This is a genomic window from Terribacillus saccharophilus (assembly GCF_046592595.1).
Lineage (GTDB): Bacteria > Bacillota > Bacilli > Bacillales > Amphibacillaceae > Terribacillus > Terribacillus saccharophilus_C.
The window spans coordinates 62,969-86,244 of the sequence record NZ_JAWVPF010000002.1; the positions used below are offsets into that span (position 1 = coordinate 62,969).

Genomic DNA, 23,276 nt, shown 5'->3' on the forward strand with positions numbered 1-23,276 from the left:
ATGAGAATGGTTGATTTGATTACGAAGAAAAGAGACGGCGATACGCTCACCAAAGAAGAGGTAGCCTTTTTCGTCCATGGCTATACAAGAGGAGATATCCCCGATTATCAGGCTTCTGCCTTTTTGATGACTGTCTATTTCAATGGCATGACAGAAGAAGAGACAGCTTGGCTGACAGAAGAGATGGCCAATTCTGGTGAAACTTTCGACCTTAGCAGCATTGAAGGTAAAAAGGTCGATAAACATAGCACAGGCGGTGTAGGAGATAAAATCACATTGATTACTGGACCGCTTGTTGCTGCTATTGGAATTCCGGTTGCGAAAATGTCTGGCCGCGGTCTTGGTCACACTGGCGGAACATTGGATAAACTTGAATCCTTCAAAGGCTTTTCCATTGATTTGAGCCGCGAGCAGTTCATGGGATTGGTGAATGAAAACAAACTTGCGGTAGCTGGTCAGACCGGAAACCTGGCACCAGCGGATAAAAAGCTATATGCGCTGCGTGATGTTACCGGAACGGTCAACGCCATCCCACTCATCGCAAGCTCTATCATGAGCAAAAAGCTGGCATCTGGTGCCGAAGCGATCGTACTTGACGTGAAAACAGGCTCTGGCGCTTTCATGAAATCATTGGATGATTCCAAGAAATTGGCAGAGACAATGGTCGAAATCGGTAAAAACCTTGGCCGCCAGACAGTTGCTGTTATTACGGACATGAACCAGCCGCTTGGGTTTGAGGTTGGAAATAGCAATGAAGTAAAAGAAGCAATTCAGGTTTTGAGCGGGGAGAAGATAACAGATCTTCGGGAAATTTCTGTCGAACTGGCAGCTCATATGGCACTATTAGCGAATAAGTTCTCAAGCTACGAGGAAGCGCGTGCGCATCTGGAAGCATGCTTGGATAACGGAACTGCATTGGCAGCTTTCCGTACGTTCATCGGGGCTCAAGGCGGTGATACAGCCCTTGTCGATAATCCGGAACTTTTGCCTCAGGCAGATTATCATATTGAAGTCAAAGCACCTGTTGGCGGATTCGTTCACAGCATTGATGCGGAAGGAATCGGAACAGCAGCAATGTACTTAGGTGCAGGCCGTGCGACGAAAGACGATGACATCGATCATGCTGTGGGTATCACACTGAAGAAGAAGCAGGGAGATGCTGTCGAGCAAGGCGAAACGATCGCTGTCTTGCATGCTCGTGATGCACAAGCAGCTGATTCAGTGGCTAAAGTCTTGTCTTCTTATACAATTGATACAGCACAGCCTGAAAAAATGGCATTGATTTACGACGTCATTTCCTAATGAAAAAGCAGTCCTTTTTAAGGGCTGCTTTTTTTTGTGTGCAAAATATTAATAAATCATTTCATTTGGGAGAATCTAACTGTATTACCGTAAACGGAGGAACCCTAAATGAAAAAAATGAGTCTAATAAGTTTGCTGATTGCATTCGTTATCAGTCTTATGGCACTGCCGCCACAGACTTTTGCAGCAAAACAAGAGGAGAAGACTGCTAAATCCTCTATTCTAATCGAACGTGATACTGGCCGTGTCCTGGCAGGTGAGAATATGGAGGAGCAGCTCCCTCCAGCCAGTATGACAAAAATCATGACGATGCTCTTGATTATGGAAGAAATCGAAGCTGGCAAGCTGCGGTATGATGAAAAAGTAAGAGCTAGTGAGTACGCAGCTAGTATGGGAGGATCACAAATCTTCCTTGAACCCGGAGAAGAGATGACGGTGAAGGATCTTTTGAAAGGTATAGCCGTCGCATCGGGCAACGATGCAAGTGTGGCAATGGCTGAGAAAATTGCCGGAACCGAAGATGGATTTGTCCGGAAGATGAACGAGAAAGCAAGAGAAATCGGGCTGACTCATACTAAGTTCCAAAATGCTACCGGACTTCCTGCTGCAGATCATTATTCCACAGCTAAAGATATGGCTATGATGGCCAGAGCATTGCTCAAACACGAAGAAATCACTGAATTTACAAGTATATACGAAGATTATCTGCGCAAGGATTCCGATGATCCATTCTGGCTTGTCAATACGAATAAGCTAGTGAAATTCTATCCAGGTGTGGATGGATTGAAAACTGGATTTACGAAAGAAGCAAGATACTGCCTCACAGCTACCGCCAAGAAAGATGGGATGCGGGTCATCGCGGTCGTGATGGGTGCCGAAACACCAAAACAGCGGAATAATGAAGTATCCAAGCTGCTCGATTATGGCTTTAACCAGTATACGGTAAAGCAGCTATATAAACAGGATCAGACTGTGGCCAAGCTGGATATGCTGAAAGCTCGTAATAAAGATGTTCCAGTTGTGACTGGCACACCAGTGTCGCTGCTTGTCAAAAAAGGGGAAAAGCTTGAAGAATTGTCGACGAATATCGTGTATAAAGCCGAGCTCTCCCTGCCGCTGAAAGCTGGTGATCAAGTAGGTGTACTGGAAGTAAAAGCCGGTGGCAAACGAATTTCCACTACACCGCTCGTCCTGAAAGAAGACGTTCCAAAAGCAAGCTATTGGCTGCTGATCAAGCGCAGCTTTGATGATGTGGTGAAATTCCGCTGATTCTGACTAAGACGTACGAGTTTCTTCTATTTTTGTCACTCGAAAGGTATTCGCCTTTTTCTGCAGAAAACTATAGGCAGATAAGGGAGGAGAAAAGCTATGGGGTTGACAGTTGATTATGAATTGAAGGAATCGATCTTGCTGGCGCGTCTAAACGGGGAGCTTGATCATCATACAGCGAGCGAATTGAAGGAAAGCTGGCAGCTTGCCCTGCAGCAGCCTGGCATCAAGCATATGGTCCTGAATCTGGAATCTCTTTCATTTATGGATAGCTCTGGTCTAGGTGTCATTCTCGGCAGATATAAGGAATTGAAAGCAGAAGGAAGGGAAATGGTGGTTTGCAGCCTGACACCGGCTGTGGACAGACTGTTTCAGCTATCCGGCTTATTCAAGATTATCCGATTTGAAGAAAATGAGCGCTATGCGCTGGAAACTTTCGGGGTGGTATTATCATGAACACAAATATGATGCGGTTCTCCTTTTCAAGTCAAAGCAGGAATGAAGCTTTTGCCCGCGTTACAGTTGCATCCTTCGTCTCTCAGCTGGATCCGACAATGGACGAGCTTACTGAAATCAAAACAGTCGTTTCTGAAGCAGTGACCAATTCTATCATCCATGGTTACAATTCAGACCCAGACCAGATGATTACCATAATTTGCACACTTTCCGATGATGAAGTGGAATTGATCATCCAGGATGAAGGTGTTGGCATTCCTGATGTGGAAGAAGCGATGGAACCACTGTACACATCAAAGCCCGATTTGGAACGCTCCGGTATGGGTTTTACAATCATGGAAAATTTCATGGATCATGTGTATGTGCATTCCGCAGAAGGTGAAGGCACCACAGTGACGATGAATAAGCAATTCAATCGAAGCAAAGCCATGAGTCAGTAGGTGGGGCATATGGATGTATATTTGAAACAGCAGAAGGCAAAAGAACAATTGACCGATAAGCAAGTAAAAACATACATCCAGTTAAGTCAGAATGGTGATAAAGAAGCAAGGGACATCCTTGTCGAAAGAAATGTCAGGCTCGTCTGGTCAGTCGTCCAGCGTTTTATCAACCGCGGCTATGATCCGGATGATCTGTTCCAGATCGGCTGTATCGGATTGATCAAATCGATCGATAAATTTGATTTGTCATATGATGTACGCTTCTCGACATATGCGGTACCGATGATCATTGGCGAAATTCAGCGATTCATCAGGGATGACGGCAGTCTGAAGGTTAGTCGTTCGCTCAAAGAAACCGCTAATAAAGTAAGAAAGAAAAAAGAAGAATTGACGAAAGCACTCAATCGAGTGCCGACTATTCAGGAAATAGCCAAAGAGCTGGAGCTAGAACCGGAGGATATTATCCACGCGGAAGAGGCTGCCAAGCTGCCGCATTCGATCCATGAGACAGTTTTTGAGAATGATGGGGATCCGATCACCTTATTGGATCAGATTGCTGAACAGGATGATAACTGGTTTGATAAGCTTGCCTTGCAAGAAGCGATCCAATCACTTGGTGAAAGGGAGCGGCTGATCGTATACTTACGATTTTACAAAGATCAAACACAATCTGAAGTATCAGAACGTCTTGGCATCTCCCAGGTCCAAGTTTCCCGGCTTGAAAAGAAAATATTGGCCAGCATCAAAGAGCAGCTGGAAAAGTAGCTTTTGCACATCGTGCAGAAGCTTTTTTTATTGCCTGGAATTACCAGCATGTTTTCCTGTGCTTTTCCCATACTAAGTACAGAAACCCTTCTTCATAGGAGGAGAGGTGTATTATGCCATCTATTGTCTATATTCGGTTCATCCGAAAAATCACCACCACTCCAGAATCTGTGATCAAGCTAAAGGATATCGCACATATTGCAAATGCTGGAGACTATAAGGATCGTATGCTCGACACCGTCATATACCGGATTACGAAGAAAGACAGCAACATCGTTGTCCTTGATTGTTTTTCGGTCTTTCAACAGCTGATGAAGCTCTTTCCCGAGCATGAACTGCAGCTGATTGGTGCAGAACAGACGATAGTCCATGTCCAGCATGCTGCAAAACGTACCGTATGGCCTCTCGTCATTCTCATTTGGCTGCTTTTATTCATAGGGTCGGCGATGACGATCATGAATTTCCATTTCGATGTAGCCATGGAGCCGGTCCAGCAGCAAATTCATTTTCTGTTGACAGGGGAAAAGCTTGTGCATCCGCTATGGCTGCAAATTCCGTACAGCATTGGCATAGGGGTGGGGATGATTCTCTTTTTCAACCATGTATTCAAAAAGCGTTTGAATGAAGAGCCTAGTCCGCTTGAAGTAGAGATGCACAAATATCAGCGTGATATGGATGTTTATGTAGCTTATCATGAGAACGAATTGGAACAGCAGCATGTGGATCGCCACAGTTGAAGTGCTGATAGGGCTTAGTGCAGGCCTTGCAACTGGAGCAGGATTTGTCGCTTTTCTGACAGTACTGGGTATCATTCCGAGATTGGTGCAGCTAAGCAAAACACAGCATTTCCTGATTTCTTATGAGGCTGGCGTCACAGCCGGTGCTTTTGCAGGCACAATTCTTTCCTTCCACTATTTTCATTTCCATGCACCGATTCTTTTGATCACGCTTTGGGGTCTTCTGCATGGAATATTCGTCGGAATGCTTGCGGCAGCTTTGACCGAGGTTTTAAACGTTTTCCCAATCCTGACTAGACGAATTGGTCTGGACGCTAGTCTGATCTGGTTCTTCATGGCAATCGTGCTGGGGAAGATTACCGGATCCTTGTTCCAATGGCTTTTATTTTCCTATTAATCGAAGAGGTGACATCATGGACTCCAAGTTCAAAAAAGAAAATTATACTGACACAGCCAAAACGTACTATCCGAAAGTACCTTACGTCCGAAATTGCTTGAAAGCTTTCTTTGTCGGCGGTTTTATCTGTCTGATCGGGGAGCTTTTGACCAAGTTTTACATGCAGGTTTTTGATATGACCCAGCAAGAGGCTGGTACACCTACCGTTACAACACTGATTCTCATTTCCGCAATATTGACAGGACTCGGAGTGTATGACCGGATCGCACAATTTGCCGGGGCAGGATCAGCAGTGCCGGTAACTGGTTTTGCCAATGCCGTGACTAGTGCTGCCTTGGAATACAAATCAGAAGGTTATGTGCTAGGAGTAGGTTCCAATATGTTCAAACTTGCTGGCAGTGTTATTGTATTCGGTGTTACGTCGGCCTATATTGTCGGCATCATCCGGTATATTTTCAGCCAGCTGATCGGAGGATGAGAAAATGGTGAAAGTGGGCAAGCAATCCTGGACGTTGAATCAGCGCGTCTATATTCAAGAAACAGGTACGAGTGTGGGACCGAAGGAATCGAGAGGACCACTCGGAGATACCTTTGATAAATCCTACGATAATCTTTACTGCGGTGAAGATAACTGGGAAATGGCAGAAAGAAAACTTTTGCAAGATGCTATCCAAATCACATTGGAAAAAGCCGGTTTGAAGCAGCAGCATATCGATATGTTCATCGCTGGAGATCTTCTTAACCAGAATGTGAGTGCCAATTATACAGCACGAGATATGGATATGAGTTATCTCGGTATGTTTGGTGCATGCTCTACAAGTATGGAAACATTGGCGGTAGCATCCCAACTGGTCGATGCAGGAGTGGCGGACCGCATTTTGACAGCTGTCTGTAGCCATAATGCGACAGCAGAGCGGCAATTCCGTTTCCCGACCGAATATGGGAATCAGAAACCTGCTACAGCAACTAGTACAGCAACTGGAGCTGGGTGTGCACTTGTAAGCCGTGAAAAGAGTCCGATTCGGATTGAAGGGGCAACAATCGGAAAAGTAGTTGACTTTGGTGCAACAAATGCCTTTGATCTTGGAAGCGCAATGGTACCAGCCGCATATGACACAATCAAACGACATTTGAGCGATTTCGGACGTACACCTGCTGATTATGATCTTATTGTGACTGGAGATTTATCGAGTGTCGGATCCCCTATTTTGAAAGATATGCTCCGCAGTGACGGAATCAATATTGATGCCGTACATAAGGATTGCGGCAATCTGCTTTATAACAGTGATCAAGGCATGCTTGCCGGGGGCAGCGGTACGGCTTGTTCCGCTATCGTAACCTATAGCCATCTTCTCGATGAGATGCGAAAGGGAACCTATAAACGGATACTGGTAACCGCAACCGGCGCTTTGATGAACCCTACACTCATACGTCAGAAGGAATCGATACCAGCTATCGCCCATAGTGTCGTACTCGTAAGGGAGGAGGAGTAACCATGGACTTTTTTTGGGCATTTGTAGTCGGAGGCTTGATTTGTGTAGCCGGTCAGCTGCTTTTGGATGTTGCTAAATTGGATGCTGGACATGTCATGAGTACCTTCGTTGTTTTAGGGTGTGTGCTGGATGGATTTGATTTGTATGATAATCTGATTTCTTTCGCAGGAGCCGGTGCCTCGGTTCCAATTACCAGCTTCGGACACTCCTTACTTCACGGAGCAATGGAACAAGCGGATAAACATGGTTTTTGGGGCATTGCACTCGGGATGTTCCAGCTTACTTCAGCCGGTATCGCAGCTGCTATTCTTTTCGGATTCTTAGTGTCTGTATTCTTTAAGCCGAGGGGATGACCCCGTATGAAGAGAGTAATTCTGATTACAGACGGAGACGCTTATGCAAAGCGGACGATTGATTATTTAGCGGATAAAATCGGTGGAACGTCTCTCTCTTATTTAGCTGATAATCCGATGACAGTGGGAGCTGAAACAATGATTGATGCTATCCATGCAGCTGAAATCGAGCCGGTTTATGTCCTGCTCGATGATGGTGGTGTACCGGGCGTAGGAAGCGGTGAGGTCCTGCTTCGATCGATTGTGGATGATCCGGATATTACAGTTATCGGTGCCTTGGCAGTTGCGGCTCATACGCAAAACAGGGAATGGAGCCGCGTCAGCTTTTCCGTCGATCAGGATGGGGAGCTCCAGCCATTCGGTGTCGATAAAGAAGGTGTTATCACAGAGGAAGTCGGCCGTATCAATGGTGATACAGTGTATTTGCTTGACCAGCTGAATCTCCCTTTAGTGATCGCAATCGGAGATATCGGTAAGATGCACGGGAAGGATGCAATTGAACTTGGCTCCCCAATCACAGAGCAAGCGCTTCGCATCATCTTAGAAAGGGAGGGAAGCAGTAATGGCTAGTGAACAAAAAACACCGATCCCAGCAAAGATCGATGAAGTCAATGACTTTATGAAGGAGCGTGTCGGGGTCGGTGTCTCCTTTGACGTCGGTCACCGCACCTTGATCATTCTAAAAAAACGTATTGAAATCTACTATACGACCGGTCTTGTGGATATTATGGTTGTCCAGCGCGTGATTTCGAAGTTGATCAGTATCAATGATAATGAGAAAAACACAAACAAAGTTTCGGAAATTATCGAAAATCGACTTGTGCACATGCAAGTGAAGCGGACTGAAAGCATCGATGACTGTGTGGATCAGTTCTTATCAGGATTAATTGTCGTATTCATCGATGGCTGTGATTTTGCTTTTGTTGTCGATACAAGGTCATATCCAGGGAGACAACCGGAAGAGCCTGACACAGAGAAGGTCATTCGTGGACCAAGGGATGGATATACGGAGAATATTATCATTAATACTGCTTTGACACGCAGGAGAATACGGGACGAACGCCTTAGGCTGGAAATGATGCAGGTCGGTGAGAGATCTAAGACAGATATTTGTATCGCCTATATCGAGGACGTTGCTGATCCAAATCTAGTGAAGCTCATTAAAAAAGAACTAAAGGAAATTGAAATCGACGGATTACCTATGTCTGATAAAGCAGTGGAAGAATATTTGGTAAAGCAAGGAAATAGACCGTTTCCGCTTGTCAGGTATACCGAACGCCCGGACATTGGTGCGGTCCACCTGTTAGAAGGCCATGTCCTTATTATTGTGGATACTTCACCTAGTGTCATCATCACACCGGCAACTTATTTTTCCCATTTACAGCATGCTGAGGAATACAGGGAATCGCCAGCACCTGGAACATTCATACGGTGGGTCCGCCTTATAGGCATTTTTGTATCACTGTTCCTTTTGCCGTTTTGGTATTTGATTACTGTCCATCCGGAATTGCTACCGCAAAGCATTGACTTCATCGGTCCGAATAAAGATGACGGGCACATACCTTTATTCCTGCAAATTCTCCTGGCAGATCTAGGTATTGAATTCCTAAGACTAGCTGCAATCCATACACCAACACCATTATCTACGGCAATGGGTCTTATCGCAGCTATCCTGATCGGGGAAATTGCCATCAATGTGGGATTGTTCACACCTGAAGTAATCCTTTATGTAGCTGTTTCTGCTATAGGTTCCTTTGTTACGCCTAGCTTCGAGCTGAGTGTGTCAAACAAAATAACAAGGATCTTCTTCCTTGTTGCAACTGCCATTTTCGGGGTTCCAGGGTTCGTCATCAGCATTACTTTAGCCATATTGATACTAATAGGAACGAAATCACTTAATACACCATATCTGTGGCCGTTCATTCCTTTCAATCTGAAAGCATTGTTGGAGGTTGGATATAGGACACCGGTTCCACTCACGAAATACCGTCCAACTATTACCAACTCTCCAGATAAAACAAGGGCACCGAATTCTTAGTTGCTAGAAAAATGAGAATATGGTACGTTTACTCTATCTATTTTTTACGACAGTACGGGTAGTGTAGCGTGTGATGCGATAGCTCATCTTCTTCCTATGCGGAAAGATGGGCTTTCGTTTTTATGCCTTATCCGATGAAGCCGTTGTTTGGAGGTTATTGTATGCAGCACCCTTTTGTAATTAATGATCAGCACATTTTGGAAATCGGCGGAATAGATGCCGTCACATTAGCTAAAAAATATGGTACACCATTATTCGTATACGATGTTGGCGTTATCCGGAAAAATGCCAAGGCATTTGTCGAAGCGTTTGAAACACTGGGAGTCAAAGCCCAAGTTGCTTACGCCAGCAAAGCTTTTTCTTCGGTGGCAATGGTGCAGGTAGCAAAGCAGGAGAAACTTAGCTTGGATGTTGTTTCCCAGGGTGAACTGCATACTGCATTGAAAGCCGGTTTTCCGACTGAAAAAATTCACCTGCATGGCAATAACAAGAGCTATCAGGAACTTTCAATGGCAGTGGAACATGACATTGGCTGTGTGGTTGTGGATAATTTCCATGAGATTGACTTATTGGAAGCAGTATTGAAGGAACAAGGTAAGCAGATGGATATCCTGCTGCGTGTCACACCTGGCATCGAAGCTCATACGCATGATTATATTTTGACAGGCAACGAAGATTCGAAGTTCGGCTTTGATATTGGCAATGGACAAGCAGAAGAAGCATTCCGTAAAGTGAAGGATAGCAAAGTGATCAGAATGAAGGGATTACATTGTCATATCGGTTCCCAAATTTTCGAAACAGACGGATTCCTTATGGCAGTAGGCAGATTGTTCGAGCTTATCAAAGCATGGCAGTCTGATTATGGTTATGCACCTTCCGTACTGAATGTGGGCGGCGGCTTTGGCATTCGCTATACAGAGAATGACGAACCGCTTCCGTTATCCGACTATATCCATGCACTGGTGACACGAATCAAAGCAGAAGCAGAAGAAGCGTCAATCGAGATGCCGGAAATTTGGATCGAGCCAGGTAGGTCGATTGTCGGAAATGCGGCAGTTACCCTTTATACGATTGGTTCTGTTAAAGAGATTCCGGGAGTACGTAAATATGTTTCTGTTGATGGCGGGATGACGGATAATCTTCGTCCGGCTCTTTATAAAGCTGTTTATGAGGCCAAAATTGCTAACCGTGCAGATGAGGAAGCGGTAGAGACAGTCTCCATTGCAGGTAAATGCTGTGAATCAGGCGATATGCTTATTTGGGATATTGATTTGCCAAAAGCGGAGGCCGGGGACTTGCTTGCGGTTTTCAGTACTGGCGCATACGGTTACGCGATGGCAAACAACTATAACCGCTTTGGCAGACCAGCTGTAGTCTTTGTTGAAAATGGAGTCGACAGACTTGTCGTCAGGAGAGAAGAAGCCGAAGAATTGACAAGGCTGGATCTTTCTTATGAATAAAAAAATCCTGTATGCATGACGCATACAGGATTTTTTTATTCTTCGTCGAAAACTTCTACAGTTTCCATTGTGTCGCCGTTTCTCATGTTACGGGCGATTTCAAGACCGGATGTTACTTTACCGAATACAGTGTGAACGCCGTTCAAGTGCGGTTGCGGCTCGTGCACGATGAAGAACTGGCTGGAGCCTGTATCTTTACCCGCATGTGCCATGCTCAAGCTGCCAGCTTCATGCTTATGAGGATTTCCTTCTGTTTCGCATTTGATCGTTGTGCCGCTGCCGCCAGCACCAGTACCGGTCGGGTCTCCGCCTTGGCTTACGAAGCCTGGGATGACACGGTGGAATGTCACGCCATTATAGAAACCGGAGTTAGCGAGCTTCTCGAAGTTCGCTACAGTGTTTGGTGCTTCCTCCGGATATAATTCGAATTCAATTTTATCGCCATCCAGCATTAGGATGTAACCTTTTTTCGCCATTTGCTTGTCCTCCTAAAATTAAATGAGTATGTACTCGTGATGATTCTACCACATATCCCCCCACTCTCGCCAGATTCTGCTTCCATCCTTTGTATGGAGCGAGGAATGTAGGAGAAACTAGCATAGAATTTCTTTGGAGTAGTCCGGAATGAAGTATATGCGGGAAATACAGGATGTAAAGTTGACAAAAAACGTAGATAGGTTTTAAATAAGACTACGTACGGCAGGAGTTGAACACAGTTGCAGGATAGTGACAAACAAGAGAAGGTGCTTTTCTGGGTCATGATGGGAGCAAGCTGCTTATTCCTTCTGTCTCTGATCGGAAAGTTATTTTCTTAATGAGGGGTTATTATGCTAATACGATACAAGAAGTCAATGGAAAAAATCGCAATGGGACTTTTATCTTTCATGCCCGATGTAAAAGAGGTAAAAAAGCTGCAGCAGACAATTCAGGAATATAATAACAATCCGAATTGGCACTTGTTTCTTTGGAAAGATGAAGATGATATCCTCGGCGCTCTAGGAGTCGTGATTGATGAGGATAAGGCAATTGTGCAGCATATTTCGGTTGATCCATCTCACCGCGGCAATGGCATCGGCAAGCAGATGGTTTGTGAATTACGCAATATGTACTCACCGATGCATCAAGTCACTGCAACGGATGAAACAAAGAATTTCCTTGAGAAATGCGAAACAGAAGCTTAAAATAAAAACCAGCCTCTATGAAGGCTGGTTTTCTTTGTGCGCTCGGCTTATAGCCAAGCAGCACCTACGATAATTAGAAGAATGAAAAGAACAACGATCAAAGCAAATCCTCCGCTGTAGCTACCCATGGTGAAATTCCTCCTTTATGAATTGTGGCTCAGATAAACGCCAGGATGTCTGAACATTTATCTTACGGTATAAGGTATGTCGGGAAGTAAGCCAGGGTATGGGCGGTAGTGAACTTTTTTCGGAAGGAGGAGATTTTATGCAAGGATACAGTGTGAAACTGGATGGATTCGAAGGCCCGCTTGATCTGCTCCTGCATTTGATCAACCAATATGAAATCGATATTTATGACATACCGGTGGCTGTGATCACCGAGCAATATATGCACTATATACATACGATGCAGCAATTGGAATTGAATATCGCCAGTGAATACTTGGTGATGGCAGCCACACTGCTTGCGATGAAAAGCCAGCTGCTTCTGCCGAATCAAGCTGCGCTTGATGAAGAATCAGCGATGGAGGAAGAAGATCCTCGAGATGAGCTGATGAACCGATTGATCGAATATCGCAAGTTTAAAGAAGCGGCAGAAGATTTAAAAGAAAAAGAAATGTCTGCTGATAAGCTTTACACAAGACCTCCAGCACCGCTTCCGGACAAGCCGGAATTGAAACCGCTCGAGCCCGGTGAGGTTACTGTCTATGATATGGTAGCTGCCCTGCAGCGTGTTTTTCGCAGGAGGGAATGGAGCCAGCCGCTTGATACGAAGATCCAACGCGCAGAAATTGTGCTGGAAGATCGAATGGGAGAGGTCCTGCAATCTGTTAAATCCAGAAAAGAAGGGGTCGATTTCTTCGAATTATTCCCGGAACGCACGAAGCAGCACATTGTCGTTACCTTCATGGCTATATTGGAACTGATGAAGAAACAGCAGATTTTCTGTAAGCAAAGACAGCATTTTGATGATTTAATCGTATTTGAAATGGGGATGCTCGATGGAAGTACCGTATAACAGTATTTTAGAAGGGCTGTTATTTGCAGCCGGGGATGAAGGGCTGACAAAGAAACAGCTCATGCATGCTTTGGAAATAGGAGAAGAAGAAATAGAGGAAGAATTGGCAGCGCTAAGGGAAGCTTACGCGTCTCCAAACCGTGGTTTAGCGATCATGAAATCGAAAGGTGCTTTCCATCTGACAACGAAATCAGAGCATGCATCTTATCACCGGAAACTGCTGGATTCTCCGCAAAACAGTAAACTATCGCAAGCAGCGCTTGAGACGCTTGCTATCATTGCATATAAACAGCCAATCACAAGAGTCGAGGTCGAGGAGGTTCGCGGTGTGAAGAGCGAAAGGCCGATCCAGACACTTGTTGCAAGAGGCTTTATAGAAGAAAGCGGACGTAAGGAAGGCATCGGGAGACCAATTTTATATGTTACGACACTTGCATTTCTTGCATATTTTGGTCTGCATACATTGGATGACCTGCCGCCTCTGCCAGAAGGGACCGATGACCCGGAAGGAGCTGCGGATCTGTTCTTCGAAGATTTCCCTGCCGAATCAGATTGACAAGATTCACCTGGCTGTATGGGTACATATGCTAGGGCGAGGTGAGTGATCTTGAACAGCAGAAATTATTTGGAAGCCTTGCTGGAATGGAGTAAGGCAATGGAAGTACATGCAGGGGAGTCTTCAATTGAAGAATGGGAACCTGATCTTCGTGAGCTGCAGCATAACCTGCAGCAGCTTTTAACTTCGGAAATTATTGCGCAGGAAGCAGTGCTGCAGCTTCGTCAGGATGCACAGAGGCTGGCAGCGCGAGCAGAGCAAGCCAGCCGCCAGAATAGTGTCCGCTGGGGCCAGCACAGGCTGCCGCCGCTTCCTTACCGCTTTGATGCACTTGAGCCGCACATAAGCAGGGAGATCATGGAATTGCATTATACAAAACATCATCAATCCTATGTTGATGGTTTGAATAAAGCAGAAGAAATGCTCTATGTGAATCGGGAGAACAAAACGAGCTCGGACTATAAGCATCATTTAAGAGAGCAATCCTTCCACGGTTCTGGTCATTTTCTGCACACGATTTTCTGGTACAATATGTCCCCTAATGGCGGGGGAGAACCTTCCGGGCAGCTGGCCCAGCAAATACGAAGAGATTTCGGTTCGTTCCAGAGATTCAAGGATATGTTCTCCAAGGCTGCAGATAGTGTCGAAGGTGTCGGCTGGGCTATTCTCGTTTGGGAGCCAAGGTCGCACCATCTAGCTATACAGACGCTCGAAAAGCACCAGCTTTTCAGTCTGGCAGATACGATTCCTTTATTGGTTCTAGACATGTGGGAGCATGCGTATTATCTGCAGTATAAAACAGAGAAAAAGCAATATATAAATAATTGGTGGAACGTCGTCAATTGGGCAAACGTGACACAAAGATTCCAAACAGCCAAGCAAGTGAACTGGGCGCCATTCTGAACAAGTGAAAACCCCTATCCATAAGGATAGGGGTTTTCACTTGTTCATAAGCTTGTCTTCTGTGCATACACTGATGGTAGATGATTAAGGGAGGGTTTGATACATGTTCAAGCGCGTTCTGGTTGTTATGACTGCTATAATCCTCTGTGTGATGCTCCTGCCAGGGCAAGCGGCCGCCAAACCTGGGGTATCTGCAGATGCAGCCATCCTGATGGAGCTTTCTACTGGCAGGGTCTTATATGAAAAAAATGCATCTGATCCGAAAAGGATCGCCAGTATCACAAAGATCATGACCGCTATTATCGCTATCGAATCTGGAAAGATGGATGAAGAAGTCCATGTCAGCAAAAATGCAGTGTATACAGAGGGATCTTCCATATACCTGGAACAGGGGGAGGAAATTCCTTTGAAAGATCTTGTCTATGGGCTGATGCTTCGATCTGGAAATGACGCAGCCGTAGCCATAGCTGAACATGTGGGCGGCAGTGAAGAAGGATTTTCACATTTGATGAATGAAAAAGCGGCATGGCTTGGCATGCAGGAGTCCCATTTTGATAATCCACACGGACTGGATACGGAAACACACCGTAGCTCCGCATATGACATGGCATTATTGACAAAATATGCGATGCAGAACGAGACCTTCCGTAAAATCAGCGGGACAAAAACATACAAACCCGATTCCAAGCTGTATGCCTGGGGAAACAAAAACAAGATGCTCACACGTTATTATGAATACTCTACCGGCGGTAAGACTGGCTATACGAAAAAAGCGGGCCGCACACTTGTCAGTACTGCAGAAAAGGATGGAATGGAACTTGTTGTCGTAACGATAAATGATCCGGATGATTGGAGGGATCATATAAATCTTTTTGAATGGGGCTTCGATGAGTATGAGCTTAGCAAGCTGAAACAGTCTGAGACAGGCACATCCCTTATCTATCCGCTCACCGAACAGGAAAAGAAACAAGCCCATACAAAGACACAGCTTCTGAAACAGGACAAGCAAAAGGAAAACCAGCAGATTGGTGCGGATGTTTATTATCTCAATGAAAAGAAAATCGGAACAGTGCCAATCTTTGCAGTCCCCGAAAAACCGACGCTGGCCGGTTCAACGAAGCAAGTGTTTGATGATCTTGCGGGTGTTCGCCTATGGTGAACTATATATGGGCAGTCATGGCCATAGGCGGCATAATTTATGCCATGATCAATGGCACGATGGACGAAGTGAATAAGGCCATCTTCAAAAGTGCCGATGACGCAGTCGTGCTCGCTATCAGTTTGATCAGTGTGATGGTATTCTGGCTCGGTATCACGAAGATAGCAGAAGCAGCAGGTCTATTGAAAGGTCTGGTAAGGCTTGCCAAGCCATTCATTGCGAGATTATTTCCAGACATCCCAAAGGACCATCCGGCAATGGGATATATCCTGTCCAACTTGACAGCCAATTTCTTTGGTTTGGGAAATGCGGCGACACCAATGGGAATAAAGGCAATGGAAGAGATGAAGAAGCTTAGCGGAAGCCCGAAAGCAAGTCGTTCGATGATTACGTTCCTTGCTATCAATACATCAAGCTTGACGCTGATTCCGACAACCGTGCTTGCTGTAAGGATGAAATATGGTTCACAATCTCCAACCGAAATTGTCAGCGCAACGCTGCTGGCTTCGATTATATCATTCATAGGCGCCATTCTGATTGATAGGCTCTTTTATGAAATCAGGCGACGGAAGGAGCGGCATCTATGAGTCTGCTTGCAACCGCCAGCATGTGGATCATTCCCTGCCTCATCCTTGTCGTATTGACTATTGCGACGGCGAAACGGCTGCCGACCTATGAACTATTTGTCGATGGCGGCAAGGAAGGCATCGGTCTGGCAATCTCGATACTGCCTTTTTTGCTCGGAATGCTTGTCTCGATCGCAATTCTCCGAGCTTCTGGTGCCTTGGATGCCTTGATAGGTCTGATAACACCTTTTTTGAGTTTTATCGGAATGCCAGCTGATATCGTCCCTTTGGCACTTGTAAGGCCGATCAGCGGGACGGCCGCACTCGGGATGACAACAGAGCTGATTGCGACACATGGACCTGACTCTTTTATTGGAAGGTTGGCTTCTGTCCTTCAAGGAAGCACGGATACAACTTTTTATGTTCTCACAGTATATTTTGGCGCAGTCGGTATCCGGAAGATGGGGGATGCATTAAAAGTTGGACTGTTGGCTGATGTTATTGGTATAATGGCTTCAATCATAGTAGTAACGATTATATTCGGAGCATGAGAGGCGTTGACAACCGTTAACGCTCTTTCTTTTGTTCCTGATGATAAAAAGTGAGGATCAGTAAATGGATAAACAAGCAGAACGCCTTCAGAAAGTAATTGCCCACAGCGGCATTACATCCAGGAGGAAAGCCGAAACGATGATCTTGGAAGGTAAAGTCAAGGTCAATGGCAAGGTAGTGAAGGAACTTGGCATCAAAGTAACAGACAGAGATACGGTAGAGGTAAATGGGATACCGCTTGAAAAGGAAAAGTCCGTCTATTATATGCTTTATAAGCCGCGCGGCGTCATTTCAAGCGTCCAGGATGAGAAAGACAGGAAAGTGGTTTTGGATTTAATGCCGGAAGTCCTGGAGAGAGTCTATCCAATCGGCCGTCTGGATTATGACACGTCAGGTTTGCTGCTTTTGACAAATGACGGTGAGTTTGCCAATATGCTCATGCATCCAAGTCAAAAAATCGATAAAGTGTACGTTGCCAAAGTAAAAGGCATTCCTACCCCTGATGAACTGAAACAGCTGAAACGCGGCATCATGATCGATGGGCATAAATGCAAAGCTGTTTATGCGAAGCTGATGAGCGCAGACAGAAAGAAGAATACAAGCCTTGTACAGATCATCCTGCATGAAGGACGAAACCGCCAGGTAAGAAAAATGATGGAGAGAATTCAATTCCCTGTCCAGAAACTAAAACGCGAAAGATATGGGTTCTTAACACTGGAAGGGCTGCAGCCTGGTGCGTATCGCAAGCTTACTCCAGAAGAAGTGCATCGGTTCAAAACGGAGTACAAAGAAAAACGTAAATAATTTGTCAAAATTGGCAGACGGATGACATGCTATACTTGGCAAAGAGGTGAGGATAAGTGGCACCTGTTCGTAAGCGTCGTTATATGACACGTCTAATTGTGCTGGCCATACTGGCCGGCCTTGTTTTGACAGCATGCTGGAGGCTGCTGGGAGAAGGGAAGCAAGAAAAAGTGGAAGCAGGACAGCTGGCGTCTGATTTTAAGCTGACAGATATGCAGACAGGCGAAGCGTTTCAGTTATCCGATATGCGCGGAAAAGGTGTCCTAGTCAATTTTTGGGCGACCTATTGCGAGCCTTGCAAACAGGAGATGCCTTTATTCGAAGAGGCATCCGATACATACGAAAACAAAGATGTTATCTTTGCTGCTGTCAATGTGGACGAAAGCAGCGTGGTTATTAACCGTTTCCTCGAGCAGTATAATTTGTCATTTCCGATCTTACTGGATAACGGACAGGTGATGGAAGCATATGGAGTAGATGCGCTGCCGGCTACGTTTTTCATCTCAGAAGATGGAACAGTTTCCAGGACTGTATATGGTCCTTTAGAAACGGAGCGGCTGGAGGAATATTTGGATAAGATTGTGCCTTGAGAAAAGAGGCGGTGTAATTGCAGAAATGTCCTGCTTGTAAGCATGAAAACAATCCTGATAGCGAAAAATGCTGCCAATGCGGCAGCATCTTAAAAGAAAAACTGGATATGCGCTATGAAGGAGCAAACCGGCGCTCGCAGCAGTGTAACCGGACGATTATAGATAAGGTATGGCGTTTTTTCGCGTCTGTACGGAACGGCATGTATATCCTGCTGCTGACATTGCTTGCAACGGCAATCGGCACTATTCTGCCGCAGCGGGCATACATTCCTATCGGAAAACTGCCCAAGGAGTTTTACGAATCGGAATATGGTATGTTCGGAAGCCTGTATCATGATTTAGGCTTTGATCAGCTATACAGCTCTTGGTGGTATATGACGCTGCTGGGACTGCTTGGGGCCAGCATCCTGGTTGCCAGCATTGATCGTTTTTTTCCTTTGTACCGTGCATTGAAACGACAGCCAGTAAAGCGAAAGCAACATTTTTTGAAGCAGCTAGTTTACGTTCGAAACAAGGACATAACTAATCCGGAGCGCTTGTTGAAACAGTTAAAAGAAAGGCATTATCGCATTCAGCAAGATGGAACAGATTATCTGGCGGAGAAGAACCGCTTTGCCAGATGGGGACCTTACGTGAATCACATCGGTTTGCTCTTAGTGCTGCTTGGTGCATTTCTGCGGCTGTTTCCATATTTTTATCAAGATGAGTTTGTATGGATACGGGACGGTGAAACAGCGATTGTACCCAATACGGATCAATCATTGTTTATAAAAAACGAGAAATTCCGGGTAGATACATACGATGATAAGGATCCAAAGTTCGAAGCTGCTATTGAACAAGAAGGCAGATTGATACCGAAAAGCTTCACAACAGATGTCATTATCTACGAAGCCGAAGATCATATTGCAGGTGAGACCCCAGAATTGAATGAATTGAAAAAGCTGCAGGTATCCGTAAATCATCCTGTCAAAGCAGCTGGATATACGATCTATCAATCAGGCTATCAGCTGAATGAATTCACTAGCCTGACTTTCCGCGCAGAGAATAGGGAAGGCGAAACAGCTGATTTTCTTGTCAGCACGGAAAATCCCCAAGCCGACTATACGCTGGATAACGGGCTTCATGCGAAATTGGTTGATTATTATCCGGACTATCAATTGGACGGAAACAACATCATTACTGCAACGAAATATCCTCGTAATCCTGCATTCGTTTTCGATATTACAGAGGACGATAAGACAGAAAGGCTGTTCCTTGCGATTGATGAGGTGGTGCCGGAGACGGGAACGGATAGATTCAGCGTACGCACTGTCGATTATGATACACATAACGTGACAGGATTGTCAGTGAAACGCGATTTGACCTTGCCGGTATTCCTGCTCGGAGGTCTTATTTTCATGATTGGTCTTATCCAGGGACTGTATTGGCAGCATCGCAGAGTATGGCTTCAAAAACAAGAGGACGGCTCTTATATGATTGCAGGACATACGAATAAGCATGCGTCTTCCTTTGAAAGAGAACTGGATCGTATTTTCGACAGCTATGATAAAGGGGAGAGCAGCTGATGGAAAAGTTATCTATTATAAGCGGACATTTACTGGAGGCTGCTTTTATCAGTTATCTGCTTGGAATCATTTTCTTCACATGGGCAGCAGCTAAACACCGGCATGGCCTCACAGAACGCATTGCTTGGATTGTCACTGCGGCTGGATGGATCGCGCAGCTTGGATTTTTCATCCTGCGATGGATGTACAGCGGACATGCTCCAGTAAGCAACTTATTCGAATTCATGACTTTCTTTGGCATGATGCTCATACTGGTTTTACTGATTATCTACCAGCTTTATCGCTATCCGCTTTTAGCGGTGATGGCATTGGTGATCAGTGTCCTGATTATCGGCTGTGCTGCCATGTTTCCTCGTGAGGTAGCACCGCTTGTACCTTCACTGCAAAGTCATTGGCTGTATATTCACGTGACAACGGCTGCACTTGGAGAAGCAGTACTTGCTGTCAGTTTTTTTGCGGGTTTTCTTTATATCCTGCATGAAACAAATCAGGAGAAACAGCTTAAGAGGGTATGGCTCATCGAGGGCATCATTGTTCTTATCCTTTCGGTTGCCGGCTATATGCTTCTCGCTATTCTTTTCCGATCATTCGGATATACAGCCAGTGTGTCGACAGCAGATACAAGCGTCATTTATCAGCTGCCTCCTTTGTTTGTACCAAGTGATATGGTATCTTCACCATTTCCGTTCGGCATACCTGTTCCGGATTGGCTGCGCGGTGAGAATGCGGCACTGAAGCTTAATACAATCTGCTTATCCTTGATCGCAGGCTGTGTCTTGTATATTCTCATTCGTTTTTTCACCAGAAAAAGGATTGGAGCAGCGCTCCAGCCTTTTGTGAGGAGAATACCAAAGGAAATGCTGGATGACATAGGGTACCGTTCTGTCGCAGTCGGTTTTCCTATCTTCACACTAGGCGCTCTTATTTTTGCGATGATTTGGGCTCAGCAGGCGTGGGACCGCTTTTGGGGCTGGGATCCAAAGGAAGTGTGGGCACTGATTACTTGGCTTTTCTACGCAGCTTATTTACATATACGCATGCTGAGAGGCTGGCAAGGCATTCGATCCGCATGGCTTGCTGTAATCGGCTTTTGTATCATCATGTTCAATTTGCTGGCAGTAAACTTGCTTATCGTAGGATTACACGCGTATGCTTAACATAAAAAGAGAAAAGGGGAAGGACCATGGAAACAGAAGCACATATTCTTGTAGTAGATGATGAAGAAAGAATCCGCAGACTCGTGCGCATGTATCTGGAGAAAGAAGGCTACACGCTTGATGAAGCTGCTGACGGAGACCAGGGACTTCAAATGGCAAATGAAACAGATTATGATGTTATCCTGCTGGATGTCATGATGCCTGGTAAGGATGGCATCGAGGTTTGCCAGGAAATACGCAAGGAAAAAGGAACGCCGATCATCATGCTGACAGCCAAGGGAGAAGAAGCTGACCGAGTGGAAGGCTTTGAAGTCGGTGCGGATGATTATATTGTGAAACCTTTCAGTCCTCGTGAAGTCGTGCTGCGAGTCAAAGCCTTATTGCGCCGGTCTTCTACGACTAAATATTTGCATACAGACGCAAAAGCGAAGGATTTGCTTGTATTCTCCCATTTGACTATAGATAAAGATGCCCACCGTGTGACAGCGGATAATCAAGAAGTGACATTGACACCAAAGGAATATGAATTGCTGCACTTCCTTGCTTCCACACCAGATAAAGTGTACGGACGAGAAGAGCTGCTGAAGCAGGTTTGGAAATATGAGTTCTTCGGAGATCTGCGTACTGTAGATACGCATGTCAAAAGACTTCGTGAAAAACTGAGCAAGGTATCAGAGGAAGCTGCAAGCATGATTGTGACAGTGTGGGGTGTCGGATACAAATTCGAAGCGGATAAGAGCTGATGCTGTGGGGAAGTGTTGTTAACAAGCTTTGGCTGACCATCTTGGTTCTTGTGTCAGTCGTCCTTGGTCTGCTTACATTTCTGCTGCTGGAGTTCTTCGGTAATTTTCATATAGAAGAAGCAGAGGAAAGTCTTATGCAGACAGCAGCAAAGGTATCCATCTTGCTGGAAGAGATTGACGACCGCAGTACGGTGTACGATACTGCAGAACGTGTTCAGGATCCGAATTCCCGTATTGCCATCCTTCAAAATGATGAGCTTTGGTTATCTGACGCAGATGAAGAGGAGCCACTGCCGGATGTGGATAAGCAATGGCTGCTGAATGATACGGAATTAAATAAGGCTGTAACAGATGGAGAAGATGTATCCAAACAGCTTATCCTGCCTGATACCGACAAAAGTGTAATCGTTGTCGGTACACCGCTGCAGGATGGGTCTGGCGCAGTTTATGTCTATCAATCATTATCTGTCGTGAAAGAGACAGGCAATCAGACGACACAAATCATCCTGCTGGCAGCAGGAATTGCCTTTGTCCTCACAACAGTATTTGCCTTTTTCCTATCGTCCAGGATCACAAAACCGCTGATCAAGATGCAGGATGCCGCGCTGAATGTTGCCAGAGGTGAATTTGGTACCGAAGTGCCTGTTGTCACACATGATGAAATAGGTATGCTTGCTACTGCTCTTAACAAAATGGGAAAACAGCTGGAATTCAATATAAACGCACTCAGCCAGGAAAAAGAACATCTTGCCCGCGTTGTCAATGCAATGGTGGATGGTGTAGTCATGATCAACAGGCAAGGCGAATTGACCGTAACTAATCCCCCTGCTGAAACATTCATCCATGATTGGCAGTTTGAAAATGGCGAGACATTCCATGAAGTTCCGGGTTTCTGGCTTGAAATCATGGAAAATGTTGTCTCGACTGCATCGGAGGTTACCCGTGAAGTAACGATCCAAGGGCGGGAATGGGTGATTATTGCCACACCGCTTTATGATGATGCAGCAATTCGCGGTGCCGTGGCAGTCGTGCGGGATATGACGCAGGAGCGCAGATTGAATAAGCTCCGTGAAGATTTTATAACGAATATCACCCATGAGCTGCGCACACCGATTTCCTTGCTGCAGGGCTATAGTGAAGCGATCATCGATGATATTGCTGATACTGTTGAAGCAAAAAATGAACTTGCTCAAATCATCCATGATGAATCCTTGCGAATCGGAAGGCTCGTCAACCAGCTGCTTGACCTAGCACGGATGGAAGCAGGAGATACGAATCTCGTCATGGAAGAGGTGGAAATAAATCCGTTCCTGGAGCGGATAGTCCGTAAGTTTCAAGGCTTGGCCGATGAACGGGAAATCAAACTAGGGCTGGTCAATGCATTGGATAAGCAGACCTATCATTTTGCTCCTGATGCTATCGAACAGGTATTGACGAATCTAATTGATAATGCCATTACGCACACAGAGAATGCAGGGGCTGTTCAAGTGTTGGTATCTGAAGATAAGGAACAGCTCGTCGTAATTGTCAAAGATTCTGGGAGCGGGATCCCGGAGGAAGATCTGCCTTTCGTTTTCGAACGATTCTACAAGGCAGACAAATCAAGAACGAGAAAAACCGCCAGAACTGGAAATGGCCTTGGACTTGCTATTGCTAAAAATATCATCCAAGCACATGACGGAACTATCAAAGTTACAAGTAAGCTTCATGAAGGAACAACATTCACGATTCGTCTCCCACAGGATACAAACCTGACATAATATGATAAAATA

At 45.4% G+C, this 23,276-nt stretch carries 28 protein-coding genes; 26 read left to right on the forward strand and 2 right to left on the reverse strand.

Annotated elements, in window-relative coordinates; genetic code table 11:
• The 13 genes from SFC25_RS02750 to lysA all read left to right on the forward strand — a co-directional run bounded on the left by SFC25_RS02750 (window position 1) and on the right by lysA (window position 10,710).
• Window positions 1-1,302, forward strand: coding sequence for a pyrimidine-nucleoside phosphorylase (locus SFC25_RS02750; RefSeq protein WP_411213822.1), 1,302 nt, complete (start codon window positions 1-3; stop codon window positions 1,300-1,302).
• A 108-nt stretch (window positions 1,303-1,410) separates the two neighbouring features.
• Window positions 1,411-2,571 carry a D-alanyl-D-alanine carboxypeptidase family protein gene (locus tag SFC25_RS02755; protein ID WP_411213823.1) on the forward strand — a complete coding sequence of 387 codons (1,161 nt, stop codon included), beginning with the start codon at window positions 1,411-1,413 and terminating at the stop codon, window positions 2,569-2,571.
• A gap of 99 nt (window positions 2,572-2,670) precedes the next feature.
• Window positions 2,671-3,027, forward strand: a complete 357-nt coding sequence (gene spoIIAA, locus SFC25_RS02760) for an anti-sigma F factor antagonist (RefSeq protein ID WP_093728299.1) — start codon at window positions 2,671-2,673, stop codon at window positions 3,025-3,027.
• Window positions 3,024-3,467: an anti-sigma F factor gene (spoIIAB, locus tag SFC25_RS02765; protein ID WP_411213824.1), complete on the forward strand. Its 444-nt coding sequence runs from the start codon at window positions 3,024-3,026 to the stop codon at window positions 3,465-3,467. The genes spoIIAA and spoIIAB overlap by 4 nt, the downstream gene beginning before the upstream one ends.
• A gap of 9 nt (window positions 3,468-3,476) precedes the next feature.
• A complete protein-coding gene (gene sigF, locus SFC25_RS02770) occupies window positions 3,477-4,232 on the forward strand; it encodes an RNA polymerase sporulation sigma factor SigF (RefSeq protein ID WP_411213825.1) in 756 nt (251 codons plus the stop codon).
• Window positions 4,233-4,345: 113 nt separating this feature from the next.
• Window positions 4,346-4,969 (forward strand): stage V sporulation protein AA, encoded by a 624-nt coding sequence (locus SFC25_RS02775; RefSeq protein WP_411213826.1) that lies wholly within the window; start codon window positions 4,346-4,348, stop codon window positions 4,967-4,969.
• Window positions 4,950-5,366: a stage V sporulation protein AB gene (locus SFC25_RS02780; protein WP_411213827.1), complete on the forward strand. Its 417-nt coding sequence runs from the start codon at window positions 4,950-4,952 to the stop codon at window positions 5,364-5,366. Before SFC25_RS02775 ends, SFC25_RS02780 begins: the two co-directional genes overlap by 20 nt.
• Before the next feature lie 16 nt (window positions 5,367-5,382).
• The gene (gene spoVAC / locus SFC25_RS02785; protein ID WP_411213828.1) at window positions 5,383-5,844 is read left to right on the forward strand and encodes a stage V sporulation protein AC; all 462 of its coding nucleotides are present in this window, start codon (window positions 5,383-5,385) and stop codon (window positions 5,842-5,844) included.
• Between the two features lie 4 nt (window positions 5,845-5,848).
• Window positions 5,849-6,859, forward strand: a complete 1,011-nt coding sequence (gene spoVAD / locus SFC25_RS02790) for a stage V sporulation protein AD (protein ID WP_411213829.1) — start codon at window positions 5,849-5,851, stop codon at window positions 6,857-6,859.
• Window positions 6,860-6,861: 2 nt separating this feature from the next.
• Window positions 6,862-7,212, forward strand: a complete 351-nt coding sequence (gene spoVAE, locus SFC25_RS02795) for a stage V sporulation protein AE (protein WP_411213830.1) — start codon at window positions 6,862-6,864, stop codon at window positions 7,210-7,212.
• 6 nt (window positions 7,213-7,218) lie between these two features.
• Window positions 7,219-7,782, forward strand: a complete 564-nt coding sequence (gene spoVAEA / locus SFC25_RS02800) for a stage V sporulation protein SpoVABEA (protein WP_411213831.1) — start codon at window positions 7,219-7,221, stop codon at window positions 7,780-7,782.
• Window positions 7,775-9,250 (forward strand): spore germination protein, encoded by a 1,476-nt coding sequence (locus tag SFC25_RS02805; RefSeq protein WP_411213832.1) that lies wholly within the window; start codon window positions 7,775-7,777, stop codon window positions 9,248-9,250. The genes spoVAEA and SFC25_RS02805 overlap by 8 nt, the downstream gene beginning before the upstream one ends.
• 161 nt (window positions 9,251-9,411) lie before the next feature.
• On the forward strand, window positions 9,412-10,710 hold the full coding sequence (lysA, locus tag SFC25_RS02810; RefSeq protein ID WP_411213833.1) for a diaminopimelate decarboxylase: 1,299 nt from the start codon (window positions 9,412-9,414) through the stop codon (window positions 10,708-10,710).
• Window positions 10,711-10,745: 35 nt separating this feature from the next.
• On the opposite strand, the gene SFC25_RS02815 is transcribed toward lysA, so the two are convergent.
• Window positions 10,746-11,186 (reverse strand): peptidylprolyl isomerase, encoded by a 441-nt coding sequence (locus SFC25_RS02815; RefSeq protein ID WP_038561014.1) that lies wholly within the window; start codon window positions 11,184-11,186, stop codon window positions 10,746-10,748.
• Between the two features lie 351 nt (window positions 11,187-11,537).
• Here SFC25_RS02815 and SFC25_RS02820 point away from each other — a divergent pair, with 351 nt between their 5' ends.
• Window positions 11,538-11,891 carry a GNAT family N-acetyltransferase gene (locus SFC25_RS02820; protein ID WP_095217955.1) on the forward strand — a complete coding sequence of 118 codons (354 nt, stop codon included), beginning with the start codon at window positions 11,538-11,540 and terminating at the stop codon, window positions 11,889-11,891.
• 47 nt (window positions 11,892-11,938) lie between these two features.
• Here SFC25_RS02820 and SFC25_RS02825 read toward each other — a convergent pair whose 3' ends face one another.
• Window positions 11,939-12,019, reverse strand: a complete 81-nt coding sequence (locus SFC25_RS02825; RefSeq protein ID WP_411214198.1) for a YjcZ family sporulation protein — start codon at window positions 12,017-12,019, stop codon at window positions 11,939-11,941.
• Between the two features lie 137 nt (window positions 12,020-12,156).
• On the opposite strand from SFC25_RS02825, the gene SFC25_RS02830 reads away from it, so the two are divergent.
• From SFC25_RS02830 to SFC25_RS02885, 12 genes are all read left to right on the forward strand, one after another.
• Window positions 12,157-12,909 (forward strand): segregation/condensation protein A, encoded by a 753-nt coding sequence (locus tag SFC25_RS02830; protein WP_411213834.1) that lies wholly within the window; start codon window positions 12,157-12,159, stop codon window positions 12,907-12,909.
• Window positions 12,893-13,465, forward strand: coding sequence for an SMC-Scp complex subunit ScpB (gene scpB / locus SFC25_RS02835; RefSeq protein ID WP_411213835.1), 573 nt, complete (start codon window positions 12,893-12,895; stop codon window positions 13,463-13,465). The genes SFC25_RS02830 and scpB overlap by 17 nt, the downstream gene beginning before the upstream one ends.
• 45 nt (window positions 13,466-13,510) lie before the next feature.
• Window positions 13,511-14,368, forward strand: a complete 858-nt coding sequence (locus tag SFC25_RS02840) for a superoxide dismutase (protein WP_411213836.1) — start codon at window positions 13,511-13,513, stop codon at window positions 14,366-14,368.
• 103 nt (window positions 14,369-14,471) lie between these two features.
• Window positions 14,472-15,527 carry a D-alanyl-D-alanine carboxypeptidase family protein gene (locus SFC25_RS02845; RefSeq protein ID WP_411213837.1) on the forward strand — a complete coding sequence of 352 codons (1,056 nt, stop codon included), beginning with the start codon at window positions 14,472-14,474 and terminating at the stop codon, window positions 15,525-15,527.
• On the forward strand, window positions 15,521-16,114 hold the full coding sequence (locus tag SFC25_RS02850; protein ID WP_411213838.1) for a nucleoside recognition domain-containing protein: 594 nt from the start codon (window positions 15,521-15,523) through the stop codon (window positions 16,112-16,114). The genes SFC25_RS02845 and SFC25_RS02850 overlap by 7 nt, the downstream gene beginning before the upstream one ends.
• Window positions 16,111-16,644, forward strand: coding sequence for a spore maturation protein (locus tag SFC25_RS02855; protein WP_411213839.1), 534 nt, complete (start codon window positions 16,111-16,113; stop codon window positions 16,642-16,644). The genes SFC25_RS02850 and SFC25_RS02855 overlap by 4 nt, the downstream gene beginning before the upstream one ends.
• 64 nt (window positions 16,645-16,708) lie before the next feature.
• The gene (locus SFC25_RS02860; RefSeq protein ID WP_411213840.1) at window positions 16,709-17,449 is read left to right on the forward strand and encodes a pseudouridine synthase; all 741 of its coding nucleotides are present in this window, start codon (window positions 16,709-16,711) and stop codon (window positions 17,447-17,449) included.
• Window positions 17,450-17,505: 56 nt separating this feature from the next.
• Window positions 17,506-18,039, forward strand: coding sequence for a thiol-disulfide oxidoreductase ResA (gene resA / locus SFC25_RS02865; protein ID WP_411213841.1), 534 nt, complete (start codon window positions 17,506-17,508; stop codon window positions 18,037-18,039).
• Window positions 18,040-18,056: 17 nt separating this feature from the next.
• Window positions 18,057-19,604, forward strand: a complete 1,548-nt coding sequence (locus SFC25_RS02870) for a cytochrome c biogenesis ResB family protein (protein WP_411213842.1) — start codon at window positions 18,057-18,059, stop codon at window positions 19,602-19,604.
• On the forward strand, window positions 19,604-20,761 hold the full coding sequence (gene ccsB / locus SFC25_RS02875; RefSeq protein WP_411213843.1) for a c-type cytochrome biogenesis protein CcsB: 1,158 nt from the start codon (window positions 19,604-19,606) through the stop codon (window positions 20,759-20,761). Before SFC25_RS02870 ends, ccsB begins: the two co-directional genes overlap by 1 nt.
• Window positions 20,762-20,787: 26 nt before the next feature.
• Complete coding sequence (locus tag SFC25_RS02880; RefSeq protein WP_038560981.1) at window positions 20,788-21,504, forward strand: response regulator transcription factor; 717 nt, start codon at window positions 20,788-20,790, stop codon at window positions 21,502-21,504.
• On the forward strand, window positions 21,504-23,264 hold the full coding sequence (locus tag SFC25_RS02885) for an ATP-binding protein (protein ID WP_411213844.1): 1,761 nt from the start codon (window positions 21,504-21,506) through the stop codon (window positions 23,262-23,264). Before SFC25_RS02880 ends, SFC25_RS02885 begins: the two co-directional genes overlap by 1 nt.
• The last annotated feature ends 12 nt before the right edge of the window (window positions 23,265-23,276 follow it).

Coding starts and splice junctions, on each gene's coding strand:
- SFC25_RS02750 (WP_411213822.1), top strand. CDS start 1: ATGAGAATGGTTGATTTGATTACGAAGAAAAGAGACGGCGATACGCTC.
- spoVAD (WP_411213829.1), top strand. CDS start 5,849: ATGGTGAAAGTGGGCAAGCAATCCTGGACGTTGAATCAGCGCGTCTAT.
- scpB (WP_411213835.1), top strand. CDS start 12,893: ATGGAAGTACCGTATAACAGTATTTTAGAAGGGCTGTTATTTGCAGCC.
- SFC25_RS02805 (WP_411213832.1), top strand. CDS start 7,775: ATGGCTAGTGAACAAAAAACACCGATCCCAGCAAAGATCGATGAAGTC.
- spoVAEA (WP_411213831.1), top strand. CDS start 7,219: ATGAAGAGAGTAATTCTGATTACAGACGGAGACGCTTATGCAAAGCGG.
- SFC25_RS02780 (WP_411213827.1), top strand. CDS start 4,950: ATGTGGATCGCCACAGTTGAAGTGCTGATAGGGCTTAGTGCAGGCCTT.
- ccsB (WP_411213843.1), top strand. CDS start 19,604: ATGGAAAAGTTATCTATTATAAGCGGACATTTACTGGAGGCTGCTTTT.
- spoIIAA (WP_093728299.1), top strand. CDS start 2,671: ATGGGGTTGACAGTTGATTATGAATTGAAGGAATCGATCTTGCTGGCG.
- SFC25_RS02815 (WP_038561014.1), bottom strand. CDS start 11,186: ATGGCGAAAAAAGGTTACATCCTAATGCTGGATGGCGATAAAATTGAA.
- SFC25_RS02860 (WP_411213840.1), top strand. CDS start 16,709: ATGGATAAACAAGCAGAACGCCTTCAGAAAGTAATTGCCCACAGCGGC.
- SFC25_RS02755 (WP_411213823.1), top strand. CDS start 1,411: ATGAAAAAAATGAGTCTAATAAGTTTGCTGATTGCATTCGTTATCAGT.
- spoVAC (WP_411213828.1), top strand. CDS start 5,383: ATGGACTCCAAGTTCAAAAAAGAAAATTATACTGACACAGCCAAAACG.
- SFC25_RS02775 (WP_411213826.1), top strand. CDS start 4,346: ATGCCATCTATTGTCTATATTCGGTTCATCCGAAAAATCACCACCACT.
- SFC25_RS02880 (WP_038560981.1), top strand. CDS start 20,788: ATGGAAACAGAAGCACATATTCTTGTAGTAGATGATGAAGAAAGAATC.
- sigF (WP_411213825.1), top strand. CDS start 3,477: ATGGATGTATATTTGAAACAGCAGAAGGCAAAAGAACAATTGACCGAT.
- SFC25_RS02825 (WP_411214198.1), bottom strand. CDS start 12,019: ATGGGTAGCTACAGCGGAGGATTTGCTTTGATCGTTGTTCTTTTCATT.
- spoIIAB (WP_411213824.1), top strand. CDS start 3,024: ATGAACACAAATATGATGCGGTTCTCCTTTTCAAGTCAAAGCAGGAAT.
- SFC25_RS02885 (WP_411213844.1), top strand. CDS start 21,504: ATGCTGTGGGGAAGTGTTGTTAACAAGCTTTGGCTGACCATCTTGGTT.
- SFC25_RS02830 (WP_411213834.1), top strand. CDS start 12,157: ATGCAAGGATACAGTGTGAAACTGGATGGATTCGAAGGCCCGCTTGAT.
- SFC25_RS02820 (WP_095217955.1), top strand. CDS start 11,538: ATGCTAATACGATACAAGAAGTCAATGGAAAAAATCGCAATGGGACTT.
- SFC25_RS02845 (WP_411213837.1), top strand. CDS start 14,472: ATGTTCAAGCGCGTTCTGGTTGTTATGACTGCTATAATCCTCTGTGTG.
- SFC25_RS02855 (WP_411213839.1), top strand. CDS start 16,111: ATGAGTCTGCTTGCAACCGCCAGCATGTGGATCATTCCCTGCCTCATC.
- SFC25_RS02850 (WP_411213838.1), top strand. CDS start 15,521: ATGGTGAACTATATATGGGCAGTCATGGCCATAGGCGGCATAATTTAT.
- spoVAE (WP_411213830.1), top strand. CDS start 6,862: ATGGACTTTTTTTGGGCATTTGTAGTCGGAGGCTTGATTTGTGTAGCC.
- lysA (WP_411213833.1), top strand. CDS start 9,412: ATGCAGCACCCTTTTGTAATTAATGATCAGCACATTTTGGAAATCGGC.